This window comes from Luteolibacter flavescens (assembly GCF_025950085.1).
Lineage (GTDB): Bacteria > Verrucomicrobiota > Verrucomicrobiia > Verrucomicrobiales > Akkermansiaceae > Haloferula > Haloferula flavescens.
In genome coordinates, this window is the sequence record NZ_JAPDDS010000005.1 from 1 (window position 1) to 26,640 (window position 26,640).

Annotated in this window: 21 protein-coding genes; 8 read left to right on the plus strand and 13 right to left on the minus strand. The window is 63.2% G+C overall.

The genetic code is table 11. The features are described from left to right. Nucleotides 1–215 precede the first annotated feature (215 nt). Nucleotides 216–851 (plus strand): HD domain-containing protein, encoded by a 636-nt coding sequence (locus OKA04_RS10000; protein WP_264501016.1) that lies wholly within the window; start codon nucleotides 216–218, stop codon nucleotides 849–851. A 50-nt stretch (nucleotides 852–901) separates the two neighbouring features. Further along, on the plus strand, nucleotides 902–1,504 hold the full coding sequence (locus OKA04_RS10005) for a flavin reductase family protein (protein WP_264501017.1): 603 nt from the start codon (nucleotides 902–904) through the stop codon (nucleotides 1,502–1,504). Nucleotides 1,505–1,560: 56 nt separating this feature from the next. Here the strand turns inward: OKA04_RS10005 and OKA04_RS10010 are convergent, their stop codons facing one another. Together OKA04_RS10010 and OKA04_RS10015 are read right to left on the minus strand one after the other, a co-directional pair. Continuing rightward, nucleotides 1,561–1,728, minus strand: a complete 168-nt coding sequence (locus OKA04_RS10010; RefSeq protein WP_264501018.1) for a hypothetical protein — start codon at nucleotides 1,726–1,728, stop codon at nucleotides 1,561–1,563. A gap of 216 nt (nucleotides 1,729–1,944) precedes the next feature. Further along, a complete protein-coding gene (locus OKA04_RS10015) occupies nucleotides 1,945–4,377 on the minus strand; it encodes a hypothetical protein (protein WP_264501019.1) in 2,433 nt (810 codons plus the stop codon). A gap of 46 nt (nucleotides 4,378–4,423) precedes the next feature. On the opposite strand from OKA04_RS10015, the gene OKA04_RS10020 reads away from it, so the two are divergent. Then, nucleotides 4,424–7,339, plus strand: a complete 2,916-nt coding sequence (locus OKA04_RS10020; RefSeq protein ID WP_264501020.1) for a PVC-type heme-binding CxxCH protein — start codon at nucleotides 4,424–4,426, stop codon at nucleotides 7,337–7,339. A 78-nt stretch (nucleotides 7,340–7,417) separates the two neighbouring features. Continuing rightward, nucleotides 7,418–7,615, plus strand: a complete 198-nt coding sequence (locus tag OKA04_RS10025; protein ID WP_264501021.1) for a hypothetical protein — start codon at nucleotides 7,418–7,420, stop codon at nucleotides 7,613–7,615. A gap of 10 nt (nucleotides 7,616–7,625) precedes the next feature. Here OKA04_RS10025 and OKA04_RS10030 read toward each other — a convergent pair whose 3' ends face one another. The 11 genes from OKA04_RS10030 to OKA04_RS10080 form a co-directional block, all read right to left on the minus strand. Beyond that, on the minus strand, nucleotides 7,626–8,993 hold the full coding sequence (locus OKA04_RS10030) for a DUF1552 domain-containing protein (protein ID WP_264501022.1): 1,368 nt from the start codon (nucleotides 8,991–8,993) through the stop codon (nucleotides 7,626–7,628). Between the two features lie 61 nt (nucleotides 8,994–9,054). Beyond that, complete coding sequence (locus tag OKA04_RS10035; protein WP_264501023.1) at nucleotides 9,055–11,391, minus strand: DUF1592 domain-containing protein; 2,337 nt, start codon at nucleotides 11,389–11,391, stop codon at nucleotides 9,055–9,057. Nucleotides 11,392–11,399: 8 nt separating this feature from the next. Beyond that, a complete protein-coding gene (locus OKA04_RS10040) occupies nucleotides 11,400–12,371 on the minus strand; it encodes an alpha/beta hydrolase (RefSeq protein WP_264501024.1) in 972 nt (323 codons plus the stop codon). A gap of 439 nt (nucleotides 12,372–12,810) precedes the next feature. Next, nucleotides 12,811–13,191 carry a hypothetical protein gene (locus OKA04_RS10045; RefSeq protein ID WP_264501025.1) on the minus strand — a complete coding sequence of 127 codons (381 nt, stop codon included), beginning with the start codon at nucleotides 13,189–13,191 and terminating at the stop codon, nucleotides 12,811–12,813. Between the two features lie 195 nt (nucleotides 13,192–13,386). Beyond that, entirely contained in the window at nucleotides 13,387–14,172 is a 786-nt protein-coding gene (locus OKA04_RS10050) for a hypothetical protein (protein WP_264501026.1), read from the minus strand. Next, the gene (locus OKA04_RS10055; protein ID WP_264501027.1) at nucleotides 14,169–14,879 is read right to left on the minus strand and encodes a hypothetical protein; all 711 of its coding nucleotides are present in this window, start codon (nucleotides 14,877–14,879) and stop codon (nucleotides 14,169–14,171) included. Before OKA04_RS10055 ends, OKA04_RS10050 begins: the two co-directional genes overlap by 4 nt. A 68-nt stretch (nucleotides 14,880–14,947) precedes the next feature. Continuing rightward, the gene (locus OKA04_RS10060) at nucleotides 14,948–15,622 is read right to left on the minus strand and encodes a hypothetical protein (RefSeq protein ID WP_264501028.1); all 675 of its coding nucleotides are present in this window, start codon (nucleotides 15,620–15,622) and stop codon (nucleotides 14,948–14,950) included. Between the two features lie 305 nt (nucleotides 15,623–15,927). Next, complete coding sequence (locus tag OKA04_RS10065; RefSeq protein WP_264501029.1) at nucleotides 15,928–16,827, minus strand: Mul1B family putative transporter subunit; 900 nt, start codon at nucleotides 16,825–16,827, stop codon at nucleotides 15,928–15,930. Further along, nucleotides 16,824–19,751: a tetratricopeptide repeat protein gene (locus OKA04_RS10070; RefSeq protein ID WP_264501030.1), complete on the minus strand. Its 2,928-nt coding sequence runs from the start codon at nucleotides 19,749–19,751 to the stop codon at nucleotides 16,824–16,826. The genes OKA04_RS10065 and OKA04_RS10070 overlap by 4 nt, the downstream gene beginning before the upstream one ends. Nucleotides 19,752–19,807: 56 nt before the next feature. Continuing rightward, a complete protein-coding gene (gene nth / locus OKA04_RS10075) occupies nucleotides 19,808–20,446 on the minus strand; it encodes an endonuclease III (protein WP_264501031.1) in 639 nt (212 codons plus the stop codon). Nucleotides 20,447–20,475: 29 nt separating this feature from the next. Beyond that, on the minus strand, nucleotides 20,476–21,162 hold the full coding sequence (locus OKA04_RS10080) for a 3D domain-containing protein (RefSeq protein ID WP_264501032.1): 687 nt from the start codon (nucleotides 21,160–21,162) through the stop codon (nucleotides 20,476–20,478). Nucleotides 21,163–21,648: 486 nt separating this feature from the next. Between OKA04_RS10080 and OKA04_RS10085 the strand changes: the two genes are divergently transcribed. Genes OKA04_RS10085 through OKA04_RS10100 form a run of 4 tightly spaced genes read left to right on the plus strand, consistent with a single transcriptional unit; the run spans nucleotide 21,649 to nucleotide 26,633 of the window. After that, nucleotides 21,649–24,366, plus strand: a complete 2,718-nt coding sequence (locus OKA04_RS10085; RefSeq protein WP_264501397.1) for a tetratricopeptide repeat protein — start codon at nucleotides 21,649–21,651, stop codon at nucleotides 24,364–24,366. 22 nt (nucleotides 24,367–24,388) lie between these two features. Then, nucleotides 24,389–25,282, plus strand: a complete 894-nt coding sequence (locus OKA04_RS10090; RefSeq protein WP_264501033.1) for a tetratricopeptide repeat protein — start codon at nucleotides 24,389–24,391, stop codon at nucleotides 25,280–25,282. A gap of 22 nt (nucleotides 25,283–25,304) precedes the next feature. Then, nucleotides 25,305–26,150 carry a MotA/TolQ/ExbB proton channel family protein gene (locus OKA04_RS10095; protein ID WP_264501034.1) on the plus strand — a complete coding sequence of 282 codons (846 nt, stop codon included), beginning with the start codon at nucleotides 25,305–25,307 and terminating at the stop codon, nucleotides 26,148–26,150. A 45-nt stretch (nucleotides 26,151–26,195) separates the two neighbouring features. Next, a complete protein-coding gene (locus tag OKA04_RS10100; protein WP_264501035.1) occupies nucleotides 26,196–26,633 on the plus strand; it encodes an ExbD/TolR family protein in 438 nt (145 codons plus the stop codon). Nucleotides 26,634–26,640: the final 7 nt, after the last annotated feature.

The window sequence follows — 26,640 nt, forward strand, 5'->3', positions numbered from 1 at the left end:
AGGGTTCGAGAATAGTCCAGACGCGGTTGGAAATGTCGTGACGATGAAGATCCCGGCTCACGCAAGAGCAGCTAACGTATCCTGATTGTTAATTCAACCGAATCTTGTGACGACGCAGTCTAGACCGGCCCGAGTGGTCCCCGACTGCCGTCTCAACCAAGAGATCCACAATCACTTGCCCGTCCATCCCTCCTGCGCTCCCTTCCAGCCAAGCCATGAAGCACGATCTCCTTGCCGCGCGCTTCCTCCGCTGGTGCTGCGGTGAAGGTGCATCTGCATCCGAAGCGGGAGCACTCTGGTCGGAGCTTTCCTCCCTCTATCAAGAGGCGCACCGCCACTACCACACGCTCGCCCACATCGCGGCCTCGCTTGCGGAACTGGATGCCACGGGCGAATCCACTCCGGAGCTGGAAGGCGCGATCTGGTTCCACGATGTCATCTACGATCCCACGCGACCGGACAATGAAGCTGCGAGCGTCATCTGGTTTGAAAACGCCACCATGGCGTGGATCTCTCCGGATTCGCGGCAAGCCATCGCCCGCCTGATCTCCGCCACCGATTTCCAGCTGCCACGCACTTCTCTCGCGGACGAGATGCTGATGGTGGACATCGACCTTGCCATCCTTTCGGAGGACTGGTCGATCTACGATGCCTATCGTAGGTCAGTGCGGCGTGAGTATGCCCATGTGCCGGACGATGCCTTCCGTGCCGGGCGCGCGAAGGTGATGGAGCATTTTCTTGCGCAACCGGTGTATAGCACGCAGCGATTCGCAGGACGTGAAGCAAGGGCTCGCGAGAATATCAGCCGCGAGCTCGCCGAGTTGGGCGGTGATGAGCCGCTGGCCGGCTGATCCGGCACTATCGGCTTGCACATCGCGGAGGATGGGCGACATCCGGAGGCATGGAACTCGACCTTCTCGGCACTCATGCCGACCGTGCCTACCCCATCCTCGCCGGGCTGGTGGTCCCGCGGCCCATCGCCTGGGTGACCACGCTGCATGAGAATGGCTCGGTGAATCTGGCGCCCTTTTCTTTCTTCAATGTCTTCGGCGATGATCCGCCGCTGGTGATCTTCGCCCCCGGCGATCGCGAGGACGGCACGCCGAAGGACAGCGCCCGGAATGCCAAGCGGACCGGGGAATTCGTCGTCCATCTCGTCGATGAAGCCCTCGCCGAGGTGATGAACCGCACCTCCGCGCCGCATCCCCCGGGAGTCAGCGAGGCGGAGCACGAGGGCCTGACTCTTGTGCCTTCCTCGGTGGTCGCGGTGCCACGTCTCGCGGCCGCACCCGCGGCGCTGGAGTGCCGCGTCCACTCGATTCAGGAGATTGGTACGAACCGCCTAGTACTTGGCATTGTCCACCGCGTCCATGTGCGGGACGAGCTGATCGATCCGGAGAAGATCCGCATCATTCAGGAAGCCTATCACCCCGTCGGCCGCATGGCCGTGCCGGACTGGTACTGCCGCACCGGCGATCTCTTCGAAATGACGCGTCCGCGCTGAGGCGTATCGACGTCCTGCCGGCTTGAAGCGGGCACGAGTGCTGTCCATGCTCTCCGTCATGGGAGCATGTCCTCGCATTCCTCCAGTAGGCGCAGTCCCGTGACCGGCTCCGACTCTGCATTCGATCGCGCCCGTGCGATCGTGGTGATGACGAGGATGGCGATCAGCAGGGCGAGGAGGTAGTCGATGCTGATGCCGTGGAAGTTCTTGAGCTTCGGTTTCATGACCCGTGGCGATCTAGGGGTGGGAGCAAGGTCGGGCCTTGCGCTCTCTTTCTATCCCCCTCGCCGCCAGCAGTGAATGGGACTTTGGGTGCAATCCGGGTCGGCTCTCATCAATGCCCTATCCGACCACGGCAGTATAGTGCGATACGCTTGGAAGCGTCGCTCTCAGGTGATCGACCCTCGCTGAACGAGAGGGAGTGGAGGTGCCGGCTCTCCTCATCCTTCGCCGATCGACGGAAAGAACCGGTTGATCACGCAGTCGATCCCTTCCTTGAGAGCACTGTTTTCAGTTCGGCTGGCAAGCGACCTCAGGTCTCTGCCTAGGGACTTCAGCGGGCCGAAGTATCGGACGAGATAGAGCGGTCCGTCGAATGCCAGGATCTCGGTCGCTGGGTCCTGCTCGAGTCTTTCAAGCACGGACAGAGCAGTGGCCAAGCCTCCCGGACGTCCGGTCATCAGCGCGGCATACTCCGCGAAGATCACGTGACTTTCTCCCAGATGAGGAGCCAGCAAGGAGGGGACGTCGGAGTCATCTGGGTAAGCCCGTGCCAGCGAGCGCGCCGCTTCTTCGCGAACTTCGATCCATGGGTGGTCGATGGTTTCCTTGGCCAATTGAAGAACCCGCTCATCCTCCGGCCAGCGGATGACGAGGATCTTCAGGCAATTGGCGAGGAACTCTGGCCCCTTTCTCTCCCATTCATACTTGTCGAAGCCATTGGGAAAACTGAATTGTTCCACGTCCGGTCCAGTGGTCGAGCAGCGGATGATACGCAGAAACATCGGGAGCGTCTCCTCGTGATCTCCGAATTCAGCCGCGAGAAAATGGGCGGCCGGGAACGAACATCTCCACTCCTCCGCAAGGCGCTGGATCAAATACTCACGGTGACTTGCAGTTCCTGGAGTCCTGTGAGGACGGCCCTCCAGCCATTCCTGAAGCAATGCGGAAGCGCAATTAGCAGGCGGGGTTTTGATCTTCTGCAATCGATCCATTAGTTTTGGATCGGTAGGAAAGTAGTGGGCCAGTGCATTCCATGCGGCGTTACAGAACCCTTTGTCAGTATCGGAGGTGAACTCAAGGAGCTGATCCACAATCCGGGGGTAATCCCGAAAATGATCCGCCAGCGTTTGAATGGCGAGTTTCCTGATCGGCAGCGTCTTGGCTTCCCGGGCGATCTTGACCAAGAGATCGAACACTGTCGGTGAGCGAACCCAGCCCGAGCAAATGCATGCCAAACAGGGATCGCTGTCCGTGATGTCGGAGAGGTCGGCAAGAAGGCCCTCCACACGCCGGTTCACAAGATCGACCAATTCTTCGCGGAAGACGCCATGCTGAATCATGCTCTGCATCAGCAGGGAGGCTCCGGTGGAAGTGGAAATCTCTGGGAGGCGCGACAGTAGCTCATGGCGGGTTCTCGCCTGCTCGGGATAGGCCGCAACAAATGCCTGCCAAAGCGGATACTCCTCGGAGCCGCACGTATGCGGAAGCTGCAAGGCGCGGTCAATCAAAGCCATCCCCTCGTCTTGAGGAAGTTTCCACGGGGAGGCCACGAGTCTTTCGATGCCTTCGCAGGCAAACCGAAAACTGATGGGGTCGTGCGTTGAAAGCAGTGCAGCCATCGCATCCATCACCAGCTCTCGATTGCCGGAATGGCGAATGATGTTGCGGGTCCAAGGCGAATGCTCGGGTGCTATCGTGCAGCGCGAGCTGAGCCAGGATCTCAGATCTTCCCGGGAATCTGCAGCTTTCGCCAGACGTTCGACAACCGAGTTGAGGTTGGTACCCGCCAATTCTGCCGCTTTTCGCATTAACAGCTCCACGTCGCAATCCGACAGCTCCCGCGGTAAGTGGGTGTTCAGCAGGTAATCACGTCCATCATGGATCGCGATAGCCGCCAGCTTGTGGCGAAGGATAGGATCCGAGGTGGAGCCCAAGTGACGCCGCACCTCTGCCACCGGTTCTGCGAGGCCACCCAAATCGAAAGGTTCGAGGGGAGTGTGGGTCTGGCAGGCTAATGCCGCGATGATGTGTTTGGACTCCGTAGGGTGGACAGTCCCACACGCCACAAGCAGCGGAATTATGGAGGGGTCATCGAGTGCCCATGTGGCAATAGTGTCGCCGGCGTCCGTCGCCATATCCGTTGCCCAGTCTTCAGGAGGTGCATCCCGATGGCCGAAGGACCATGTGGATGCGCGGGCCGACCGGATCACGATCTGGCGGAGGTATGGGTCGTCTGCAAAGAAGCGCTTCATCAACTCATGACAAGGTCCTCCGCATCTTCCTTCGAATCCGAAGTTCACGAATGCGCCCCAGCGTAGGAGGTGGCGGGCGGTTTGGCAGTCAGGGAAGGCTTCCAACAGCATGCGAAGCATCGTGTGCTCAGCTTCAAAGAATTGATCGTAGCGCTGGCTGAACTCCACTCTGTCGAGCAACAGGGGCCTGACCTTCGGATCGGTTTTGAGGTATTGCTGGATAATCGACAAATCCTCGTCCGCCAGAACTTCATCAGTGTGGGGCCGTAGATAGAGGTACGCTGGAAGTTCTGAAGATGGCGCCATGTCAGTCATGCGGATGACCTCGTCTAGCAGGGGCGGAGGAAGCGAAGAAATGGAATCGCGATAAATCCGGCGGAAAGAGGGGAGGGAGCTCATCAAACGGGGTTGAAAGCGACCGTGAATTGGTGCGGTATCGGCAGTGATGCGTCGCCCCCAGATTTTCTTCCTCGCCGCTTGTCTCGTGCTGCCCGTGTCCGCAGAGACGGGCATGGCAAAGGGCAATCCCGTGAAGCAGGCCGCCGCGCGTATGACGGTGCCGCCGGGCTTCGCGGTGGATCTCATCGCGGGCGAGCCGGATGTGGTGCAGCCCATCGCGATGTGCTTCGACTCGCGCGGCCGCATCTGGGTGGCCGAGGGCCTGACGTATCCGAACCGCGCGAAGGATGGCGAGGGCAAGGACCGCATCCTCATCTTCGAGGACTCGGACGGGAATGGCACCTTCGAGTCGCGCAAGGTTTTCGCCGACGGGCTGAATCTCGTGAGCGGCCTCGAGACGGGCTTCGGCGGCGTCTTCGTCGGAGCCGCGCCGAACCTGATGTTCCTCGCCGATGCGGATGGCGACGACCGCGCGGACGGCGAGCCGGAGATCCTGTTAGACGGCTGGGGCTACGAGGACACGCACGAGACGCTGAATTCCTTCATCTGGGGTCCGGACGGCTGGCTCTACGGGTGCCACGGCATCTTCAGCCACTCGAAGGTGGGCAAGCCGGACACGCCGGATGACGAGCGCGTGCCGCTGAATGCCGGCATCTGGCGCTACCATCCGGTGTCGCGGAAGTTCGAGGTCTTCGCGCACGGCACGTCGAATCCGTGGGGCCTCGATTTCAATGACTGGGGCGATGCCTTCATCGAGGCCTGCGTCATCCCGCACCTGTGGCACATCATTCCCGGCGGCTACTACCAAAGGCAGGCGGGCTCGCACTTCAACAAGCACATCTACGATCCCATCGAGACCATCGCGGACCACCGCCACTGGGTCGGCGATATCAAGGATCACGCGCACTGGGGGAAGGAAGAGTCGGTCTCGAAGGAGGTGGCCGATGCGGGTGGCGGCCATGCGCACAGCGGCTTCGCGATCTGCCTGAGCGATGCCTTCCCGGCGGAGATGCGGGGCAGTGCCCTCTTCTTCAATATCCACGGCCATCGACTGAACCGCGATATCCTGGAGCGGAATGGCTCCGGCTGGACGGGCAAGCACGCGCCGGACGTGATGATTTCGAATGACGAGTGGTTCCTCGGCGTGGCCATCGAATCCGGGCCGGATGGCGCGCTGTACTTCACCGACTGGCACGATGAAACGAGCTGCCATCGCACCGATCCTCTCCGCTGGAACCGCGGCAATGGCCGCGTGTATCGCCTGCGCCATGGCGACGTGAAACCATGGCAGGGCGACATCACGAAGCTCTCCGACCTGGAGCTCGCGAAGGCGCAGGCGGGCCGGGATGAGTGGCAACTCCGCACCGCGCGCCGCGTGCTGCAGGAGCGCCTGGCGGAGGGAGCCAAGATCGATCCGGCGGCGAAGGAATTCCTGCTGCAGACCATGCGCAGCCATCCGGACGAGACGCGGCGGCTGCGGGCGCTCTGGTGCCTGGCGGCATGCGATCTGTTAGACAAGGCGTCTCTTCCACTGAATGACGGGCACGAGAGCGTCCGGGCCTGGGCGGTGCGCCTCGCCGCGCAGGGTGGCTTTGCCATCGAGCGCAGCCATTGGCTGAGGCTCGCGTCAAAGGAGACCTCGCCGGTGGTGCTGCTTTCGCTCTGCTCCGCGCTGCCAAAGCTGCCGCGGGAGATCTCGTCGGATATCGCCCGATGGATCGCGCCGAAGATGACGGAGGACGATCCGAATCTCACGCGCATGTTCTGGTTCGGCTTCGAGAGCCAGGTGCCGCGGGATGAGGCACGCGCGATGAGCATCGCGATGAGCTGCCCGGACGACCGCCTCGCGAAGTGGACGGCGCGCCGCCTCGAGTCGCCGGATGCATTGGTGAGCGCGCTCGGCTCCGCTGGCGAACGGGCGGGATTGCTGCTGGATGCGCTGAAGGAGCGCCTGGATGAAAAGCCGGACGAGAAGCTGTCCGCGCCGCAACTGGAGATCATCTCCGGGCTCGCGATGAAGTCCGAGCAGGCAAAGGCGGCAGCCATCGTGGAGCGCAGCGGCGGCCAGCAGGCCATCGCGCGACTGTGGTCGAGGGTGGAGGATCGTGCCGCCCCGGCGCCAGATCGCCTGGAGGCGTTCCGGCTGCTGGTGACTTTCCTGGAGGACAAGGACATCGAACGGCTGTCCGGACTGCTGGATGATCCCGCGCTGCGCCTGCCCGCAATCACGGCGAAGCCCGCGCTGCTGGATCACGATGCGACGAACGACCGCATCGCCGGATTCAGCGTGGAGGAAAAGGGCTCGGTCGCACGCCTTGCCGCGACGGAGGGTAAGGCGGCGAGACTTCTCGAATGGGTGGCTGCCATGAAGCTGAAGACCCGCGATGTGCCAGCGGATGCCGTGGTGCGCCTGCGCGAAGTACGAGATCCATCGTTGCAGGAAGAGATCGAGCGCCTGTGGGGACGGCCCGCGGCGGATGCGGATGCGCGCCGTGCGGCCATCGTGGAGTGGCAGGGCAAGCTTTCGCCCGACGTGCTCACTTCGGCGGACAAGGTGAGGGGCCGCGCGATCTTCGATCGCACCTGCGCCGCCTGCCACAAGCTCTTCGGCGAAGGCGGACTCATAGGCCCGGAACTCACCGGTGGCGAGCGCGGCAGCGTCCACCACTGGCTCGACAACATCCTTGATCCGAATGCCCTCATCGGCCAGGGCTACGAACTCCACCGCATCGACAAGAATGACGGCACCACCTTCACCGGCATGCTCGCCGGTGAGAACGACACCGAGCTCATCTTCCGCATGGTCGGCGTCGAGACCCGCGTGCCGAAGAGCGAGGTGAAGGCCAATACCGCCCTCGGCACCTCCATGATGCCCGAGGGCCTGCTGACCGGCCTCTCGGATGACGAGGTGCGCGACCTCATCGGCTACCTCATGTCCCCCGGGCAGGTGGAGAAGCCGTAGGCCGGAGCAGCGCGTTCAAATCAAAATCACGTAATGCGCGGATAGGTGACTCCCGTGGTTTCCTTCGCGTCTCATCCCGTGAAAGTCGCCACCGAGAAGCCATCCGTCACCGGCACCCGTCGATACTATCACCGTCCGGCACGCGAGAAGCGGTCGTCCTGGGACAAGTGGGTCGGCACCACCGGCAGCGAGCGCCGGGACAGGCGGGGAGCGGTAGTGACCGCCGCGCTTGTCCTCGCGGCGTTGGCCGGGGTGATCGTCTGGCTGATGGGTTGAGGAGCCCGGGTCAGATCTTCCGCAGGACTCCCGTGGAGTCGCCGAAGCGCTTCTCCTTCACGCCCATCTCTTCCAGCATGCGCAGGTAGAGGTTCGACATCGGCACGTTCTCGCCGAGGTCCACGTGGCGGCCGGGCTTGAAGGCACCGCCGCCATGACCTGCGACCACGATGGGCAGGTCGTCGTGATTGTGACGGTCGCCATCGCCGATGCAGCCGCCGTAGACGATCATCGAGTTGTGGAGCAGGCTCTTGCCATCCACGTCCTCGGTGTTCTTCAGCTTGTCGAGGAAGTAAGCGAGCTGCTGCATGTAGAAGAGGTCGATCTTCGCGATCTTCTCCAGATTGTCCTTCTTCCCCTGGTGGTGGGAGATGTTGTGGTGGCCGTCGCCGACGCCGATTTCCTTGAAGCTGCGGTTGCTGCCGTCATGCGCCATCAGGAAGGTGGAGATGCGCGTGGAGTCGGTTTTGAAGGCGAGCACCATCATGTCCAGCATCAGCCGCAGGTGATCCTCGTAGGAGCCGGGCTCGCCCTTCGGCGCGGCTTGTCCGGGGTCGGGCGGCAGGCCCATCGCCTCGGCTTTCTCGATCTGCTTCTCGATCTCGCGGACTCCGGTGAGGTATTCGTCCAGCTTGTGCTGGTCGGTGCGCCCCAGCCGGCGGTGCAGCGCCTGCGCATCGTGCTGGATGAAGTCGAGCATCGACTTTTTCGCGGCGTAGCGCCGGCCCAGGCTGTCGGCGCGCTCCTTCGCATCCCCCGCGCCGAAGAGCCGCTCGAAGACAGCGCGTGCATTCGACTCCGGCGTCATCGGCTGGTTCTCCGAGCGCCACGAGAGATTGAACTGATACGCGCAGGAGTAGCCGGAGTCGCACGAGCCGGACTTCCGCACGCCGTCCGCCGAGAGCTCCAGCGAGGGCAGGCGGGTCTGGCTGCCGATGGCATTTGCGGCCACCTGGTCGATGGAGATGCCGACATTGATGTCGGATCCGGCGGTCTTCCGGGCCTGGCTGCTCGTCAGGAAGGTGGCGACGCCGCGCGCGTGGTCGCCCGGTCCATCGCCATTCGCGCGGGCGAATTGCTGCTCGAAGCCGGTGAAGATCTGGAAGTGCTCGCGCAGCGATTCCATCGGCTTGAAGGTAGCGCCCATCTTGTAGTTGCCGGTGGTGCCATTCGGCCGCCAGTGCTCCAGGTTCACGCCATTCGGGATGTAGAGGAAGGCGGTGCGCAGCGGGGCGCCGCTCGCCGTCGTGGCCAGTCCGCGCCGCACGGTCTCCGCGGCCATCAGCGGGCGGAAGCACTCCAGCGCGGGCAGGCTGACGGCGGCTCCCAGGCCGCGGAGGAATCCGCGACGGCTCGATAGTCCGGGATGCGTGCTCATGATCTCAAAAAGGGTGTCGGGGTTTATTTGATACAGGGCGAAAACGGGGCGCTTGTCACGGTCAGTCGTCGCCGCGGCGCTTCTGGAAGGGCGCGCTCTCCACGATGCCGTAGATCAGCTCGCGCAGCTTGCCGTTGTTTTTCTCCAGCCGCTCGACGAGTTGGTCGATGGTGGTGGCGTCGTAGTACTCCACACCGCGGCCGGTGGCGTAGGTGAAGAGCTTTTCGGAAAGACAGCGGTAGAAGTCCTCGCGGCGCTTCGTGGCGAGCACGTCCTTCAGCTCGGCGACGTTCGAGAATTTCTCGCCGGTGAGAAGCTGGCCCGCGCCATCGATCTTCGTGCCGTGCTCGGTCAGGCGGAATTGGCCGAGCGCGTTGAAATTCTCGAGCGCGAGGCCGATGGGATCCATGCGCTGGTGGCAGCCGCGGCAGTCCGGGTTCTTCCGGTGGATTTCCATCATCTCCCGCATCGTCGGGTTCTTGTTGCCGCCGGTGGTGGCATCTTCCAGCGGCGGGACATCCGGAGGCGCGGGCGGGGCGGGGGTGCCGAGGATATTATCCAGCACGAAGAGCCCGCGCTTCACCGGCGAGGTGCGGGTCGGATTCGACGTCACCATCAGCACGCTGCCCTGCGTCAACAGGCCGCCGCGCTCCGGGTGCTCGGTGAGGTCCACGGGCTGGAAGTCCTCACCCTCCACGCCCTTGATCCCGTAGAAGCCCGCGAGGCGTTCATTGAGGAAGGAGTATCTCGCCGAGATCAGCTCCTCCGCCGGGCGATCCTTCCGCAGGATGAAGTCGAAGAGCATTTCCGTCTCGGTCCGCATGTCCGAGCGCAGGCGCACGTCGAAGGCGCGCGCGGCCTCGCGGTTGCTGCCGAGGCCGAGGATGTCTTTCGCGCTCACCGGCACGGACTCCACGTCGCGTGCCTGCAGCCATTGGCCGATGAAGTTGTGCGTCAGACGCTCCGAGCGCGGGTCGAGCAGCATGCGGTCGATCTGCGCGTGCAGGTTTGCCCGCAGTTTGTTGTTGAAGGCGAGGCTCAGCAGCTCGTCGTCCGGCACCGATCCCCAGAGGAAGAAGGAGAGCCGTGCGGCGATGGAGTATTCGTCCAGCGGCACGATCTTCGCCGGGTTGTTCGGCTCCGGCTGGATCTCCACGCGGAAAAGGAAGCGTGGCGAAGCAAGGCAGGTCGCGATGGCCTGCTTGATGCCGTCCTCGAATTCCTTTCCCGGCTGGCGGTCCACTTCCTTCACGATGTCCACCAGCCGGTCGATCGTGGAGTCATCCAGCGGCTTGCGGAAGGCGCGGCTCACGAAGCTGCGCATGATTTTCCGCGCATAGCGGTCGCGATCCGCCTCCTTCTCGGGAGCCGGACCATCGACGAAGATCATGCGGTAGCCCTTCGCATACTCGCGTTTGTCGCCACCGAGAGGACCCTGCACGATCACGCGGTGGATGGTCAGGAAAAGCTCCTCCTCGCCGCCCGCAGGCTGGCGACCGGGAGCCAGGCTGATCTCGAAGGTCTGCTTGCCCTTCTTCAAGGGCGCATTGCCCGTGAGGTCGATCACGCGGCGCTGGTCCCAGCCGAGCGATACCTCGCCGACCTTCGCGCCGCCCGCCTTCACCACCAGGTCCGCCTCGTGCACGGTCGCCTCGGTCGCGCCCTTGATGGCGTACTCCACCTTGATCTGGTACTCGCCGTCGTAGGGGATCTCCTGCTCCACCTTCACCTCCTGCTTCTTCGCGAAGGGCAGCCAGCGGCCGGTCGTCTTCGTGTCAAAGGGGACCGTGAAAGCCTTGCCCTCGATATCGATCCGCGGGACCTGCGCGGCGGCACCTTCCGGCAGCGCGAGCGCCACCACCTCGTCGGCGGCGGTGATGTACTTCTCCATCAGCAGCGGCGAGATCGAGAGCACGTCGCCGATGTTGTCGAAGCCGTAGCCCGTGTCGTCCGGCGGGAAGACATCCTTCGTGTCGTACTCCACGCCGAGCAGGTCATAGACCGCATTCTGATACTCCGTGCGATTCAGCCGGCGGATGGTCACGCGGCCCGGGTCGGGATTCTCCGGGTCGAGCTGGAAGACCTCCTTCTCGATCCACGACTGCACCTTGCGCTTCTCCGCCGGGGTGAGCTGGTCCTTGTCGGACGGCGGCATGATCTGGCTGCGCAGGTTTTGCCACACCGGCAGCCAGTGCTTGCGATCTCCCAGATGCGCAGAGAGATCCTTGTACTCGTCCATGGAGAATTTCCCCTTGGCCGTGCCTTCGCCATGGCAGGAGAAGCAATAGTTCTCTAACAGCGGCAGGATCTCCTTCTTGTAGCTCTCCTCGGACGTCGCGGCGATGGCGGCGGCGGGGAGCAAAAGCAGTGCGGTCAGCAGGGTGGGTTGGGCAAGCATGCGGCGGGTCAGGGAGCAGGCTTCTTGGCGGCGGGTGTGTCCGGGTAGCCCTTCCACAGCCATTCGAGCGCGCCGGGCAGGGTTTCGCGGGTGACGCGGCCATCGCAATGGCCGGCCTTTTGGGAGAATACGAAGCGGTAGTTGTATTCCTTTTTCTTCAACTCGGCGGCCATCAGGCGATTTGCACGCACCCAGTTGTGGTAGGAGGTGTCGTCGCGGTCGTGGCCATTGTCATTCTCGCTCACCTGCAGCCAGATGCGGAGCGGCTTCGCCTTCGCGCGCGGGATGATGTTCTCGTGATACTCCCACGCCCCGTGCGGGGTGCGGCGGTTTTCCGGCCACTGCTGGTTCACATACGTGCCGGAGTAGGTCAGCACGCGGTGGTAGAGGTCCGGGCGGAACCACGCCATGGTGAAGGCCGCCGCGCCACCGGAGCTGCCACCCATCGTGGCGCGCGCCTCGGGGTCCTTCGTCAGCTTCACGCCGCATTCCTTTTCCACGCGGGGCAGCACTTCCTTCTCCACGAATTCCGCATAGACGTCATCGACCGTATCGTACTCCAGCCCGCGCTGGCTGCCCTGGGCATCGCCGCCGCCGGAGTCGATCATGATGGCGACCATCGCCGGGACGCGCTTCTCGTGAATGAGGGTGTCGAGCGACTTCGGCAGGTCGCCGCGGTACCAATTCCCATCCTGCGCGATGATGAAGGGCGCGGGCTTCTTCCGGTCGAGCTGCTCCGGGATGTAAACGGCCACCTTCCGCTGGTAGGGCACCTTGCCTTTCTTCCCCTTCGCGATGCCCTTGTAGATCTTGCTGTCCTCCGACTTCATCGTGAAGTCCACCAGCTTCCCGCGCGGCACGCCGTCCTTCACCTTCAGCTCCGGCGCATCGGAGTAGTCCGGGCCGATGGTGAGATCCTCCGCCCGGGCCGTGGTGGTGGCCAAGCAAACGGCGGCAAGGAAGCCCGGGACAATTCTCATGGTCCGGACATGTCAGACAACTTGATTTGGCGGGTCAAACCTTGTTGGCGTCAATTTGCCATCGGCCCTCCCTCCGTTGCTTCGAGCCGGGGAAGGGGGCTGCATCGACAATGCACGGGGAGCTCCTGCATCGATCCTGCAAACCGCCGGATCAACAGGGCATGGGTTGGTGAAGCCAGGTTATCATTTCCCAGCTCACGTGAAATGTTATATGAAATCGATAGCGATAAATTGCTATCGTTTGGCGGTTGCGATCAATCGCATGAAGGCGAACGTAACGGATAATATAGTGAAAGATTTCCGTATCCCGCTCATCCTCGATAGGATGAGACGGTCAGAAAACCGGAAGACGATGTGCTGAATGCGGAGCTGAGCTTGGGTTTCGCCCCGGTGCCTTCCATCACGCGGAAGGCACGGGGGCGACAGCCGGAGAGGCGGCTCAGATCCGGAGTTGCCACATCGCTTCGGTCTCGCGGTCGCGCCATTGCGGGCGGCGTGCGATCGGGTCCTGCAGGGTACGGATGGCCTTGCGGCCAGCGGTGAAGAGGAAGTTGTCGCTGCCGATTTCCACGACTTCTAGGCCCATGTAGTAGGTCTGGTGCAGCGTGGTGACGGACTCGGAGCCGAAGGCTTCCGCCAGGTGCTGGCGAAGCAATGCGGCTTCCCTGCGGCCGACGAAGAGGAAGGCGGGCGTCTCGCCGAACCTGCACTTCGAGCGGATCAATTCGGAGACAGCCCGTGCATCCCAGACGTCTCGCATGTGCAACTCCGGCGTCAGCATCTTGCTGTCCGGGATTGGTGTATCGTGTCGTGTATTCATGGGTGGTATTGGGAAGGTGAACCCTTGTGGGGCGCCGCAAGTTACGCTCCCGCACCCGCTTTTTATCAGAAATTCGATGCTTAACATGAATCAGGATCTTTCAACAAATTCGTTAAAAATGATCCTGAAGGTATTGGTCGATCCGCCATGGACATGATGTCCGACAGCATGAACGGGGGCATTCGCGGAATGCTGCTAGCGCTGCTTTGCCGTCCGGGCTTCCAGGGCCATCTCGATCCACGCATCAAGTTCATCGGCGGCAATCTCCACCGTGGTCAGGTCAATGGTGATGACCGTGCGATGCCGGGCCTCGTATCTACTATAGGGACCGGAGATCACCAGCGGGAGGCCGGGATCGGACTGAGCTGTTAGACCGGCTCCGAGGTAAAGAGGTGGTTCTCCAAGGGCATCCCCTTTGGAGTCGATCTTGAGGTCACTCTGGCTCAGAGAGCCATCCGAGACCAGCGTGTCGGCAGATGGAGGAAAGCGCCGGTCACTCCGGTTTTCCGCCCACACCACGGCCGCTGTGGCAATCTTCATCGCGTGTAGTGCCGGAGTGTAGTTGCGGGATCGATGGAGCTCGGTCCACTTCACACGACGCAGGCCGTCCACCTGCAGGATCACTCCCGGCACCAGGAAGGAGATCACGAACAGCAGCGGAACGACCATGCCCAGCGCCAGCGAGGTCGATACCTTCCAAGGCTGCTGCCGGTGTCGCGCCCACAAGCGGCCGAAGGCATGGATCACCGCGATGCTGAGCAGCAGCGACACGATACCGGGAACCCAGGTGCCCGCATCGCTGGAAATCCTCGGGACGTTTTCTCTCAGGAAGTAGCCGAAGCCGGCGACGAAACGCCAGGCGATCTGGAATGGCGCGAGGCCAATGACGGGGAGGCTGAGGAAGAGAAGGAACGCCAGAATAGTCACCCCGGCGGGAATCAGGCAGCCTTTTTCATCCGAAGTGAAAGTGGGCTTGCTCATCGCTCGATGTTTGAAGGCATGCGGCTGGCCTCGATGACTTTCGCGAGTCCCGAACCGTGGACGGTGTGTGTCGCCCCCGAGGTGAAACCCACCACGTACCTTTCATATTCCAAGAGCGGGGAAACCAGGATCACTTGGCCATTGCCATCACTGTCCGCGTCGTGGGAATACGCTTCGTCGGGTTTCAGATAGAGGACAGGCTCCGGTGGCTTGTTCGCGCCCGGAGAGACGTATTGGAACTGTCGGCTGGACTCGATCTCAGCGAGCGAGTCCGGGTATCTGCCATGCGAACTCTTGAAATCCGTGATCGCGATTTGTAGCTGCCGGATGTTCATCGTCGCGGACGTCCGCGCGTACATCCGGTTTTTGGTCCACCACGTGGTATCGGACAGCCACACCGCCTGATGCACCACGCCGCTCAAGGCGATGGCCGCCGCCGCACCGAGAAGGAGGAGTGCCGTCGCCGATAGCGTGTGCGCGGCTTTCCATTCCAAGCGGCTGCCTTTCGCGGAGATCCACCAGCGGGTGAAGCGGTGGACAAGCCAAGTCCCGAGCACGAGACAGCCGAGGGGCAGCAGGATGCCCTGCCATTGTGGCAGCAGCGCTGGGGCCGTTTTCTCAAGGTGCCAGAACCAGCCGATCGCAAGGTGAAGAAGAAAATCGAGAAACGAGGTGAGACTCGCTAAAGCGGTGAATACCAGAAACACGGAAACGGCAAAGGCCGCGAACCATCGTTTCCGCCATCTCCGGGCTTTCGTGTGTGGTTGCTCCCCGGTCATGGCCTCCACTGTTCTTCGAGGTCGCGCTTCAGCGGTCCTTCCGCACGGTCTTCGATGGAGCCATCCGCGAGCAGGATGAAGCGCCTGCCGCCTGCGGAGGCGGGTTCATAGGCCAGCACCTCGCGTCCGCCGCCGGGGCGCACGCCGGGCATCAGGCAGTAGAGGCCGCCGCCCTGGAATTTCCAGAGCTCCGGCGAGATGCCGTCGGTCAGTGGGCCCGGAGGTGCCTTGCCGTCGTTCGCCTTCGCGTAGGTCCAGATGGCCGCCTGGAGTTCCCGCAGCGCCTCGCGGCGCTCGTCCTTTGTCAGCCCGTGGGGGCCTTCCTCGCGGTTCCGATATCCCATGCCCTGCTTTTCCCAAGCTCCCGGCGTGAGCAGCTCGCGTGCACCGGAGATCATGGTCAGCACCACGTAGAACATCAGGCCGGTGAGGAAGACGAGGCCGAGCGCGCGGCGGTAGTCCAGCCTCGGCAGCACGGTGAAGGTCTTGGCCAGATGATTCCACAGGCCCTTCACGGCCCACGCGATGAGGAAGTAGGAGACCAGGAAAAACGAAAGTGCATCGAAGCGGGCGCGCGCGACATCCGTGAGCGTGATGACCGTCATGCCGGCCTGCGCATCGCTGGACAAGGTGATCCAGATGCTGCCGAGAAGCATGAACTTGCGATGCATCGTCAAGTTATGGGGATGCATCCGGGCAGGTGCAAGAATGCCCTTCACACGAGGACATGAAATTCACGCTCTAGGCCACGTCCCGGCCTAGAGCGTTTCGCGCAAAGTCGTAGCCGCTTGCGCGGGATGATCGGGGTCAGCTCTCCCAATGGCTCGAAGCTTTTATTTCACCGCGAAAAACGCGAAAAGGCGCGAAATCTAAAGGCAGGAAGAAAATCCCGATTCAAAAAATTTCGCGGAATTTCGCGGTTCAATCTTCCTCTCCGGGATGCCTGCGCGACGGCTACAGTTCAAAGTAAAATGCTCTAGCGCTTCGTGCGATACTTCAGCAGCTCCTGTTGCTCGGCGGGGAGGGGCGTGCCGGCACCCAGGGTCAGCTCGAAGAGGTCTGCCAGCGCGGCCGCTTCCATCAGGCGGCGGTGTCCGGGTGATTGGACGTTGGCGGCGGATGTGCCCCACTGCTTCATCGCTGCCTTCACTTCGGGGTCCTTCTGGTGGATCCGCATCACGCGCAGGGCGGCATCGCGGGTGAGGTCTTCGGAGACACCGCCGTCCGCGGTGAGCGCGATCTGGTAGGCGTCGATGGCCTCGCGCGGACGCCCCTGAGATTCGTGGGAGAGCCCCAGGCACCACGCGGCCTGCACGCGTTGCCCGCCGGGCAGGCGCTCCTTCATCCGCGCGGTGGCGAGTTCCTGGAGCCGCGGCCAGTCCTTTAGCCGCACTGCGTCCCACAGGGCGTACAGCTCGATCTGGCGGAGCTGGTTCCTGCGGGTCAGGCCGCTCTTGTCGAATCCGGCGAGCGCCTTGCCGAGACCGGCCAGGTCGCCTGTCTTCCGCAGGCATTCCATTTCATAATATCCGGCCAAGGTTCCTGGATTGTCCGGCAGCGATTTCAGCGCCTGGTAGTCCTCCTTGATCGCGGCGAATTTCACCTTCGCCGCCGTGTATTGGCGGGCCTGGAAAAGGTCCATCGCCTCGCTCAGTGCTGCGGGCTCGAGCAGATAGATGGACGCGATCCCGGATCTGGCGGCCTCGGTGGTCCCGCCGCCGCTCTCCTGCTTCTGGTAGAGGATCTTCTCGTGGGTGGCGGAGGCGATCCACACGCGCTCGCTACCGCCCGCGGAGTCGATGAGGAATGCCTCCGCCGTCTGTTGCGCGGAGGCGCTTGCCGTCAGGAGGGCGAGAAGGGGAAGATACCACCTCATGGCTTCTCCCCCTCCTTCACTGCGGGTGGCGGTGTGGGATGGCTGCCCAGCGCGCCGGTGCGTGCTTCGGCATCCTGCCAGATGACTTTCTCCGCCTCGTTCATGGTTTCGAAGGCGGGCTTCGTCCGCACGAGGTAGTTGAGTGCGGTCTCGCGCACGATGTCGGCCGGCTTGCCCTGCCGGACGGAGAGATCGAGCCAAGCGACCATCGCGGGCGCGGAGAGGCGGATATTGTCCTGCCACTTGCTCCACACCTCGCGGTAGGCGGCCAGCGCTTCCTCGGGCTTGGCGAGGGCTTCGTACGACTTTCCTAGTAGCAGGTTCGCCTCCGGTGCGAGGCGTGCGCCCTCCAGCGCGAGATACTGGCGCGCGGTCTCGGCGGCTTGCCCGGAGTCACCTGCGGCGAATTGCGTTTCGGCAATGCGGAAGCGCGCCAGGTCCTTCACCGCCTCGTCGGTCGCGTCGAGTGCCACGCGCTTGAAGTCCTCGATGGCTCCCGCCTTCTCCTCCGGGCTGCCGGTGGCCAGCACGGCGGCGCGGCCGAAGCGCGCGGCGACGTGCAGCGAGGCATCCGGCCGGGCCAGCGCCTCTTCATAATACGGCAGCGCCTGACGCGGTGCGGAGGTCTTCGTTCGGAGATGATCGCCCAGTTGCACGAGTGTCGCGGGCGCGAGATCGGCCGGGGAGAAGCCGCTCTTCAGCTCTTGATAGAGTGCCTTCACGCGCGTGGCAGCGGGTTCGCCGGGCTGCTTTTCCATTACGCCGATCACGGCGATCTTCAGCCGCGCGGTCGCCGCTTTCTCCGCAGGGTCGATGCCGGGGAAAGCCCCGAAGTGCTTCTCCAGTTCATCGGGTCCGTGCTTCGCGAAATATGCCGCGGCATAGCGGTCGATCGCGTCCTGCAGCCCCGGGGCCTCGGTCGGCGTGATGCATTCGCGCAGGCGCCCCAGCGCCTCGTCCCCGCGGCCCGCCTGCTCCAGCGCCTCGATCTGCACCACGGCCATGCGCAACCGCAGCGGCGAATCGGCGTGCGCTTTCCAGAAGCGATCCGCATGGGCGACAGCCTCGGGCCGCGCGCCCAGCAGCGTCACGAGCTGGCAGAGCGATTCGGCGGCCACCTCCGGGTGATCCCGGTCTTCCGCGGCAGTGAGCGCCTTCGTGTAGGCGGCGATGGCTTCGTCCGTCTTGCCGTCGCCCTGTAGAATGCGGCCTTTCAACGCGAGGGCGGCATCCAGCGCCTCGGTGGCGGGGAATTCGTTTTCCAAGCGACCGAGCTTTTCCAAAGCCTCCGCCTCCTGCTCCTGCGCGAGGTGGCAGGTCGCGCGATCATAGAGCGCGAAGGGTAGATAGAGGCCGGGGTCCTCGGCGAGGAAGCGATCCAGCGCCGCCGCCGCCTCGCCCCACTGGCGCAGGCGTGCGAGGTCCGACGCCTGGAAGTAGCGCGCGGCCTGGCGCTGCGCGCTCTGCGGATACTTCTCCACGTGCCTGTCGAGCAGCGGGTGCGCCTGGTCGTAGTGGCCGAGGTGATAGTGGCTCGCCCCGAGGACGAAGAGCGCCTGATCGTGCTCGGCCGAGCCTTCGGAAAGCTTTGGCAGCAGCTCGTCCGCCACCCGCACGGATGACCCGTAGTCGCCCGCCTGATACAGCGACGCCAGCAGCAGGCGGCGCACGGCGGGCACGTGCTTCGAGTCGGGGAAGTCCTTCAGGAAACGCTCGCCGCATTCCGCGGTCGGCTCGCCGAGCACGGCGGTCGTGCGGACCAGATGGAAGAGGTGGTCCTCGCGCTTGGCGGTCTTCGGATAGTACTGCTCGAGCTGCCGGTAGGCCGCGAGCGCGCCGCGGAGATTGCCGCGCTTTTCGTGGATCACCGCGACGAGGCCGAGCTGCGCCACCTCCAGCGGCTCGCCCGCGGTCCGCTTCTGCGCGAGCGCGTCCAGCGAGCCCTGCAGCTTTGCCTTGCTCACGGTGCGCGTGAGTTCCTTCGCCTCGGGGCGATTTCCCAGACGCTCCAGCCGTGACTTCAGGTCTGCGGTCATCACGTCGCTCGGCGGGACGAGCTGGCAGAGCACCAGCGCTGCCCCGTCCATGTCCGCCGCCTGTGCATCCGCGGCGAGTTTCAGGAAAAGGCCCGCGTAGGGCTCCATCTCGAAGGGCTCCAGCACGATCCCGGAGCGATATTTCCCGAGGAAGGACAGCAGCGGCTTCTCGTCGCGCTTCGCGATCGTCGCCTCCACGAATGCCTGGAAAGCCGCGATGATCCCGCTGTCCGGCGCACGGAAGCGCGGCTTGTTCTGGATCGAGGTCTCCAGCGACTCGATGCCTTGGGAAATCTGCCCGAGGCGGAAGTGGCAGATCGCCAGATTCAGGTAATGAGAGCCGGGGTCGAATTCATCGTCGCGCGTCTTGTCGCGCTCCTCCATGAACTTGTCGAAAAGCCGGATCGCCTCCCCGTGCCTGCCCGCTCCCTGAGCCGCCTCGCCCCAGCGGAGCAGCGCGCGCTTGTGGTAGATGTTCGCGGCGGTGCTGGCGTTGCCGTTGCCGGAGCCGCTTCCCTTCCCATTGCCGTTTCCGATGCGGGAGGGATTCGGGAATTTGACGTAGCAGGTCTCGAAGGATTTCGCGGCGTCATCCCAGCGCTTCAGCCGCAGCTCGCAGATGCCCTTCCGATACCACGTCACGCCAAAGGACGGGCCGTAGAGCTGCAGCGCCTTCGCATCGTCCTGCTGCGCCACGCAGCGGGTCAGCAGGTCCAGCGCTTCACTCCAGCGGTCCGCCTCCATCTCCACCAGCGCCCGGGCACTGAGGTCGGAGGCATCCGCCGTGGCGGCAGGGGGCGGTGCCGGGGCCTGCTGGGCGGGCAATAGCGGCGCGGCCGCCAGCAGCAGGGCGAGGGCCTTCCGGCATGCCGGCACATTGGAATTCATCGCCACGCGTCTGACCGCGGAGTCTGAAAACGGGCATCATTCCCGCAAGGAAGATTTCACACCGCTTTCGCCCGTGGCGGGAAAAGCTCCCGGCACATCCGGCACGTCTTCCCATCACAACCGCGTGCGGTGCAGTGCTCGCGGCCGCAGAAAATGATGCGCAGGTGCAGCGCATTCCAGCGGTCGCGGGCGAAGAGTTTTTTCAAATCCCGCTCCACCTGCTCCACGTTGCGGCCCTCGCTGAGCTTCCAGCGCTTTGCCAGCCGGTGGATGTGCGTGTCCACGGGGAAGGCGGGCACGCCGAAGGCCTGCGCCATCACCACCGAGGCGGTCTTGTGGCCCACGCCTGGCAGCTCCTCCAGCGCGGCGAAATCCGCGGGTACCACGCTGCCATGCTTTTCCACGAGGATCTTCGACAACTCGTGGATCGCTTGGGACTTCCGGGGGGAAAGCCCGCAGGGGCGGATGATCTCGCGGATCCGCTCCACCGGCACCAGCGCCATCTTGTCAGGCGTGTCCGCCAGCGCGAAGAGCGCCGGCGTGACCGTATTCACCCGCGCATCCGTGCACTGCGCGGACAGCAGCACGGCGATGAGCAGCGTATAGGGATCCCGGTGATCGAGCGGGATCGGCGTTTCCGGATACCATTCCTCCAGCCGCCGGTCCACGTGGGCGGCCCGTTCGGCGCGGGTCATGGGTTCTGTAAATCCGGAAGCGAAGAATCTCAGCGTGCCGCCGTCGCAGCGGTGGCCGTGGCGCGGGACATCATGCGGTTGATCGCCGCATACATCTGCGCGCAGTGGGCGTACTGGGTGCGCTTGGAAAGGATCTCGGCGCTGCGGGCGTAGGAGCCCCATTGCACCACGGTCAGCTCCACATTGCGGCGGCCCCAGGCACCCATGTGCGCCTTCGAGGGGGTGTAGATGTCCACGGTATTCGTGCCGGTGAGGGCGGAGCCGTAGTCATCCACCACGAAGAGCTGGGGCATGCCCTTGATGCGGAAGACGGTGCCGACCGGATAGACGGCCCAGTCAGCGGCGGCGCTGCGCACGCGATCCGTGTAGCGGAGCGGGGTGCCGGTGGCGTTCTTCGATCCGTACTGGATGTGGTCGTCCTCGGAGCAGGTGTAGGCCGTGGTGCGGACCAGGCGATTGCGCTCGGAGGGCTTGTAGAAGGCCATGCCGTGCTTGTCCTTCGGCTTGCCGGCTGCTTCCGCGGACAGGATCGGCGAAGGCTGGGCAGTGGTGTAGCCGCCCGGTGCCTGGGTGGCGTAGCCGCTGTAGCTTCCGGAGGAAGAAGTGGAAGCAGAGTAGGAGCGGGACTTGGAAAGAACCGTCAGATCGGAGTCCGAGGCGCAGCTGGAGAAAAGTAGGGCTACCAGTGCCGCGGCGGAGGCGAGTCGGAAAGTCATGCTGTTTGTTTTGGAAAGCTTGATATTTAGGGATCGCGCTATTCGAGACTCCGCTTTCTACGAGTCCGGATCTGATGCGGCAACCCCATTTTTTCGCTGTTAGTCGTGGCGGGGGAGCGAATCGTGTGCCAAGGTGCCAGATTACCGCGACACCTGATCCGGTGGAGGTCGTTGAACCCGAAGGCCCCGGAAAAGTTGCTGCAAAAAATTGCATAACAGGGGGTCTTGTATGACACGTGACGGGATTGTCCCGACAATGTGTTGGCACTGGAGTCGCGCCCGGGTACGAAAGGATCGTCCTAGTGCCCTCCGTAAAGGACGAGAAAGGAGCGCCAGTTACTAACCGGCGGATTTCGCGTTGACGCCCGCAGATCGCGATGCCAATCGCTTGACGTGCGTGCGTGCTCCATTTTTTCCAAAAATCGGGTCTCGAAGTCCCTTTTGGTGGCTTTGTTTCCGCTCTGTTCGCTGACGGTTAACGCCCAGGTGGACCTCAACCGCGCGTTCAACGAAGGGATGAACGCTTACAAGGCGAAGAACTGGTCGGTCGCGATCGAGCAGCTCTCGTCCATCGTTTCGGCCAGGCCGAATGACGCCCCGCCGAATGTCCTCTATACCCTCGGCTTCGCCTACTACTTCAGCTCGGACTATGAAAAGGCGGGCGACACTTTCAAAGCCTACCTCAAGAAGGATCCGAACAGCGAGAATGTCCCGGAAGTCCAACTGATCCTCGGTCGTGCGCTCCTGCAGGTCGATGGCAAGGCGGATGAGGCGCTGAGCTTCCTCGCCGAAGCCGCGAAGAAGCCGGACTTTGCCGAAGAAGCCCGGTTCGCCGCCGCCGAGGCCTACATCAAGAAGGAAGATTACCCCAAGGCCGCCCAGACGCTGAAAACCGCGATGGCTGGCAAGTCCTCCGGTCTCAGCCTGCTCCGCGCCGCCATCCAGCTCGTGGATATCTACATCGAGGCAGACCAACTCGATGAGGCCATCAAGATCTTGCAGGATCTCGAGCGGAATCCCGGCTACCCGGACGTCATCGTTGTGGTGAACAACCGCTTCGTGAAGATCGGCGATCTTTATCTGGATGCGAAGGCCTACGCCGAAGCGCTCTCGGCCTACTCGAGTGCCCGCCCGCGCAACCAGGTCATCGCGATCCAGGAAGCCCGCCTCGCCCAGTCGAAGAAGCTCAAGGAGGATCTCGACAGGCGCATCGCCGCCGCCGTGAAGGCAAAGCAGCCGACTCCCCGCGTCATCGAGGAGCGAGCCGCGACCCTCGCGGGCATGATCACGAACAACGAAACGGTGCTCGGCGAACTGCGCGGCTTGGACACCTACGACGCCACCATCCAGTACCGCATCGGCCGTTGCTATTTCAATATGGAGCGCTTCTGGCCCTCCTCCGTCGCCTTTGAGACCGTCGCCGACGAGAATCCGAAGTCGGAAGACGCCGCCACCTCGCTCTTCGGCGCGATGATTTCCCAGTGGCGCCTCGGTCGTCTGGATGCCTCCGGCGTCCTGGCCAAGCGCTACTTGGAAAATCACCCGGAAGGAAAGCAACTCGAGACCGTCGCCGAGCTGAATGCCACGCTGCTGATCCAGACCGGCAAGTTCGAGGAAGCGGTGGACTTCGTCTCCTCCTTCCTGGAGAAGAGCCCGCAGTCTCCGATCCGCGAGAAGATGCTGACCCTGCTCGCCAATGCACGCTTCCAGGCCGGCGACTACAACAAGGCCGCTGCCGACTACGACCTGCTCATCAAGGACTTCCCGAGCGCTCCGGACTTCGAGGAATACGTCTATCGCCGGGCTCTCTGCGACTTCCTCCGCAACAACTACGAGGACACCGTCAAGTCCTTCGAGAACTACGAGAAGAACTTCCCGAATGGCAGCTTCCTCGCGGACATCCGCTACCGCCGCGGCATCATCCAGCTCGCGCTGAAGGACTACGCGACCCTCATCCCCTCGATGAAGTCGCTGCTCGATGATCCACAGGCGAAGGCCTTCCAAGGCCAGATCCACACCCTGCTCGGCGATGCCTACCAGAACCGCGGTGAAGAGGGTGACCTCGAGGCCGCAGGCACTCACTTCAAGCTCGCCGTGGACAATGCCAACGGCGACCGCAACGTCCTTGAATACGCCTTGGAGCAGGCGACCAATATCCTCCGCGGCGGTCGTCGCTGGGACGATCTGGAAGCCCTCTGGAAGAATTTCCTGCAGGACAATCCGGACCATCCGATGACCCTGCGCGGTGTCTCGGAGCTCACCAAGCTGCTGCAGCGGGCGAACAAGAAAGAGGAAGCCCGCAAGATGCTCTCCGAGCATATCCTCAAGGACATCCAGAATCCCCGCTCCGAGTATGTGGAGATGCTGCTCAGCCAGCTTGCCGGCATGCACGTCCCGCCGCGCAGCGTGAAGAAGGACGCGCCGAAGCCGGATGTCGACGCCATCGAGGCCGCGCTCGCCAAGGACCTCGAGACCGCCGAGGAAAACCAGACCCCGGCCTACGTTGCCCGCGTGCTCTTCGCGAAGTCCGAACTGGCTCGCATGATGCGCGACCAGGCTCGTTCCGAGCGCAGCCTGGGTGCCATCGCGAATACCGCGAACCCGAACGACCTCGGCCCGATCCTTCTGTCGATGATCGGCCAGTACCTCTTCGACAAGGGCGAGTTTGAAAAGGCTGTGCCGCTCTATGAGCGCCTCCGCGATGCCTTCCCGACGTCGCCCTTCTCGGATGCCGCTCCGGTCGGTCTCGGCCGCATCGCCCTGGCTGAGAAGAATTACGATGAGGCTGTGAAGCAATTCGACATCGCCATCGGTCGTGCCTCGTCCGACGAGACCCTGAAGCAGGCCACCTTTGGCAAGGGCCAGGCCCTGCGCATGCAGAAGCGCAGCGTGGATGCGAAGAAGCTCTTCGAGGAAGTCGTCGCCGCCCGCAACTGGCGTGGCGTGGAGAAGGCCGGTGCTCTTTACGAACTCGGCGAGATCGAGTCGGAAGGCGGGAATAAGAAAGCCGCGCACGCCTACTTCCAGCGCGTCTACGTCTCCCACGGTGCTTTCCCACAGTATGTGACCAAGGCCTACCTCCGCGCCGCAGACATGCTGCGCATGGAGGGAGATCAGGAAGGCTGGAGGAAGACCCTCCAGGAGCTGATCCGCAAGCATCCGGATTCCGAGGAAGCCAAGAAGGCCAAAACCCTCCTCAACTAATCTTCTAAAAACACCCGTCCCCATGCCGTTTCCCAAAACCCGGCTCGCGTTCGCAGCTTCGCTGCTCGCCCTGCTGCCTGCCGCACTCCACGGCCAGTCGGTGGAGGAGTTCGTGCTTCGCTCCGGCCAGCGCATCCCCGCCGAATCCGTAAAGCCCACCGCCAGCGGATTCACCGCCACCGTCGTCACCGGCGCTGCTGCGCGAAAGGTGGATTTCAAGGCTTCCGAGATCGAGAGCACCTCGCTGCGCGAGCCCGCCAACCTAGTGGAGGCGCGGAACCAGATCGCGACCGACAAATTCCTGGGCGCAATCACCGCCCTCACCCGCATCGAGGAAGAACTCCTGCCGTACCGCGAGGTCCCGGGCGGCTGGTGGCACCGCGCGCGCATGCTGCGCATGGACGCCATGGCTTCGAAGGGCGACAACAAGGCCGCTGCCGCCTTGGCCGCCGACAAGGAACTCGAGGGCCTTCCCGGCACCTCCGTCGCGATGCTCAGCGACTTCAAGACCATCGTCGCTCCGGCCGATGGCCCCGACAGCAAGATCAGCTCCCTCCAGGCGCTGGCAAAGCGTAGCACCGACCCGTGGATCTCCGCCCGTGCGTGGCTGGAGGTCGGCAATACCAACTCCGCCCACGGACGGATGGAGGAGGCGATCAAGGCATGGCTGCGTGTGGCAGTCTTCAATCCCGCCGAGCGGGACCTGGCCGTGCGAGGCACCATCTATGCCGCCCGCGGCATGCAGCAGATCGGTAGACCGCAAGATGGCGTGAAATTGCTCCAAGATTATCTCGCCGACAACGTTGCCTCTCCCTACGCCCCTGCGATCCAGACCGAAACGTCCAAACTCGAACCGAAAAAGACAGACGCTGCTACTCCAGCCCCGGAAACCGATTCCGAAGAAAACTCCAACTGAGCATCCGACCCGAAAAGATCCAATGAATACCCGTTCCCTCTTCAACCGCCTGTCCCGAGTTTTCCGGGTCGTCCTCCTCGCCGGGGTCGTCACGCTGTTTGCCGGTTCCATGATCGAAACCTCGATGGCCCAGGACGCTCCTGTCGGCGAGGCCGCCGCAGCGCCCAAGGGCGAATCGAAGTCCATGATGGACACCCTCAAGCAGGGTGGCTGGGTCATGTGGCCCATCGGCGCCGCCTCGGTGCTGACCATCTACCTCTTCATCGACGTCATGCTCCGCACGTCGAACAACCGCATGTCTCCGCCCGAGGAAGTGGAGAAGGCCCAGCAGCTCTTCATGGCGGGTGACTACGTCAATGCCTACCAGGTGATGAAGTCCACCGTGGCCCCCTTCAACAACTGCGTGAAGTACGGCCTGTCCTTCGTCGGCAAGGGCAAGGAGCAGACCGAGGAAGCCCTCCTCGTGGAAGTTGGTCGTGAGAACGCCCGCATGCAGAACAAGATCAACTACCTCTCCGTTATCGGTGTTTGTACGCCCATGATCGGTCTGGTCGGAACGGTCGTCGGCATGATGGACGCGTTCGGATCGCTCGGCCAGTCCGGTGCCGGTGACACCGCCGCGCTCTCGAACGCCATCGGTCACGTGCTTGTCGCCACCGCGTCCGGTCTGATCGTCGCCATCCCGGCCTTCACCTTCTTCTATATCCTCCGCAACCGCCTGCTCGCCAAGATGCACGTGCTGGAGGACACCGTCCTGAGCCTCTTCCGCAACATGCCGTACGAGCACTTCCACGGCCTGGAAATCGGCGAGGAAGTGACCTACGCCGCCCTGCCAAACTGGGTGAACGAAGGTCAGCCTGCTGCCTGATATCGTCCCGTTTTGTCCGTTCCTTACCCTCAACTATAAAACCCCATGGCTAGCGCTGGCGGAGGAGACGGGAGCGATCCGGAATTCCAGATCGCCCCGATGATCGACGTGCTCCTGGTGATGCTTATCTTCTTCATGAGCATCACCACGGATCAGGTGATGAAGATCGACAAGTCGATCTCGCTGCCAGTCGCCCCCGAGGCGAAGAAGCGCGAGAACGACATGAAGAACCAGGCGGTGGTGAACATCGACTGGGACACCGCGCTTGGCCGCGCACGGGTCTCCTACGGGGACGTCGTCTGCGACCCGCTGGAGCAGTTGAAGGATTTCGTGGAGCCTGCAAAGGCCGCGAATCCCAAGCTGAAGATGATCATCCGTGCCGACGCTTCGACGCCGGCCGTGGAGGTTCAGAAGGTCATCGAGCAGCTCGCGGCCGGCGGCGTCGACGACATCTCGCTCTCCGGCATGAACCGCATGAACTGACCTCACG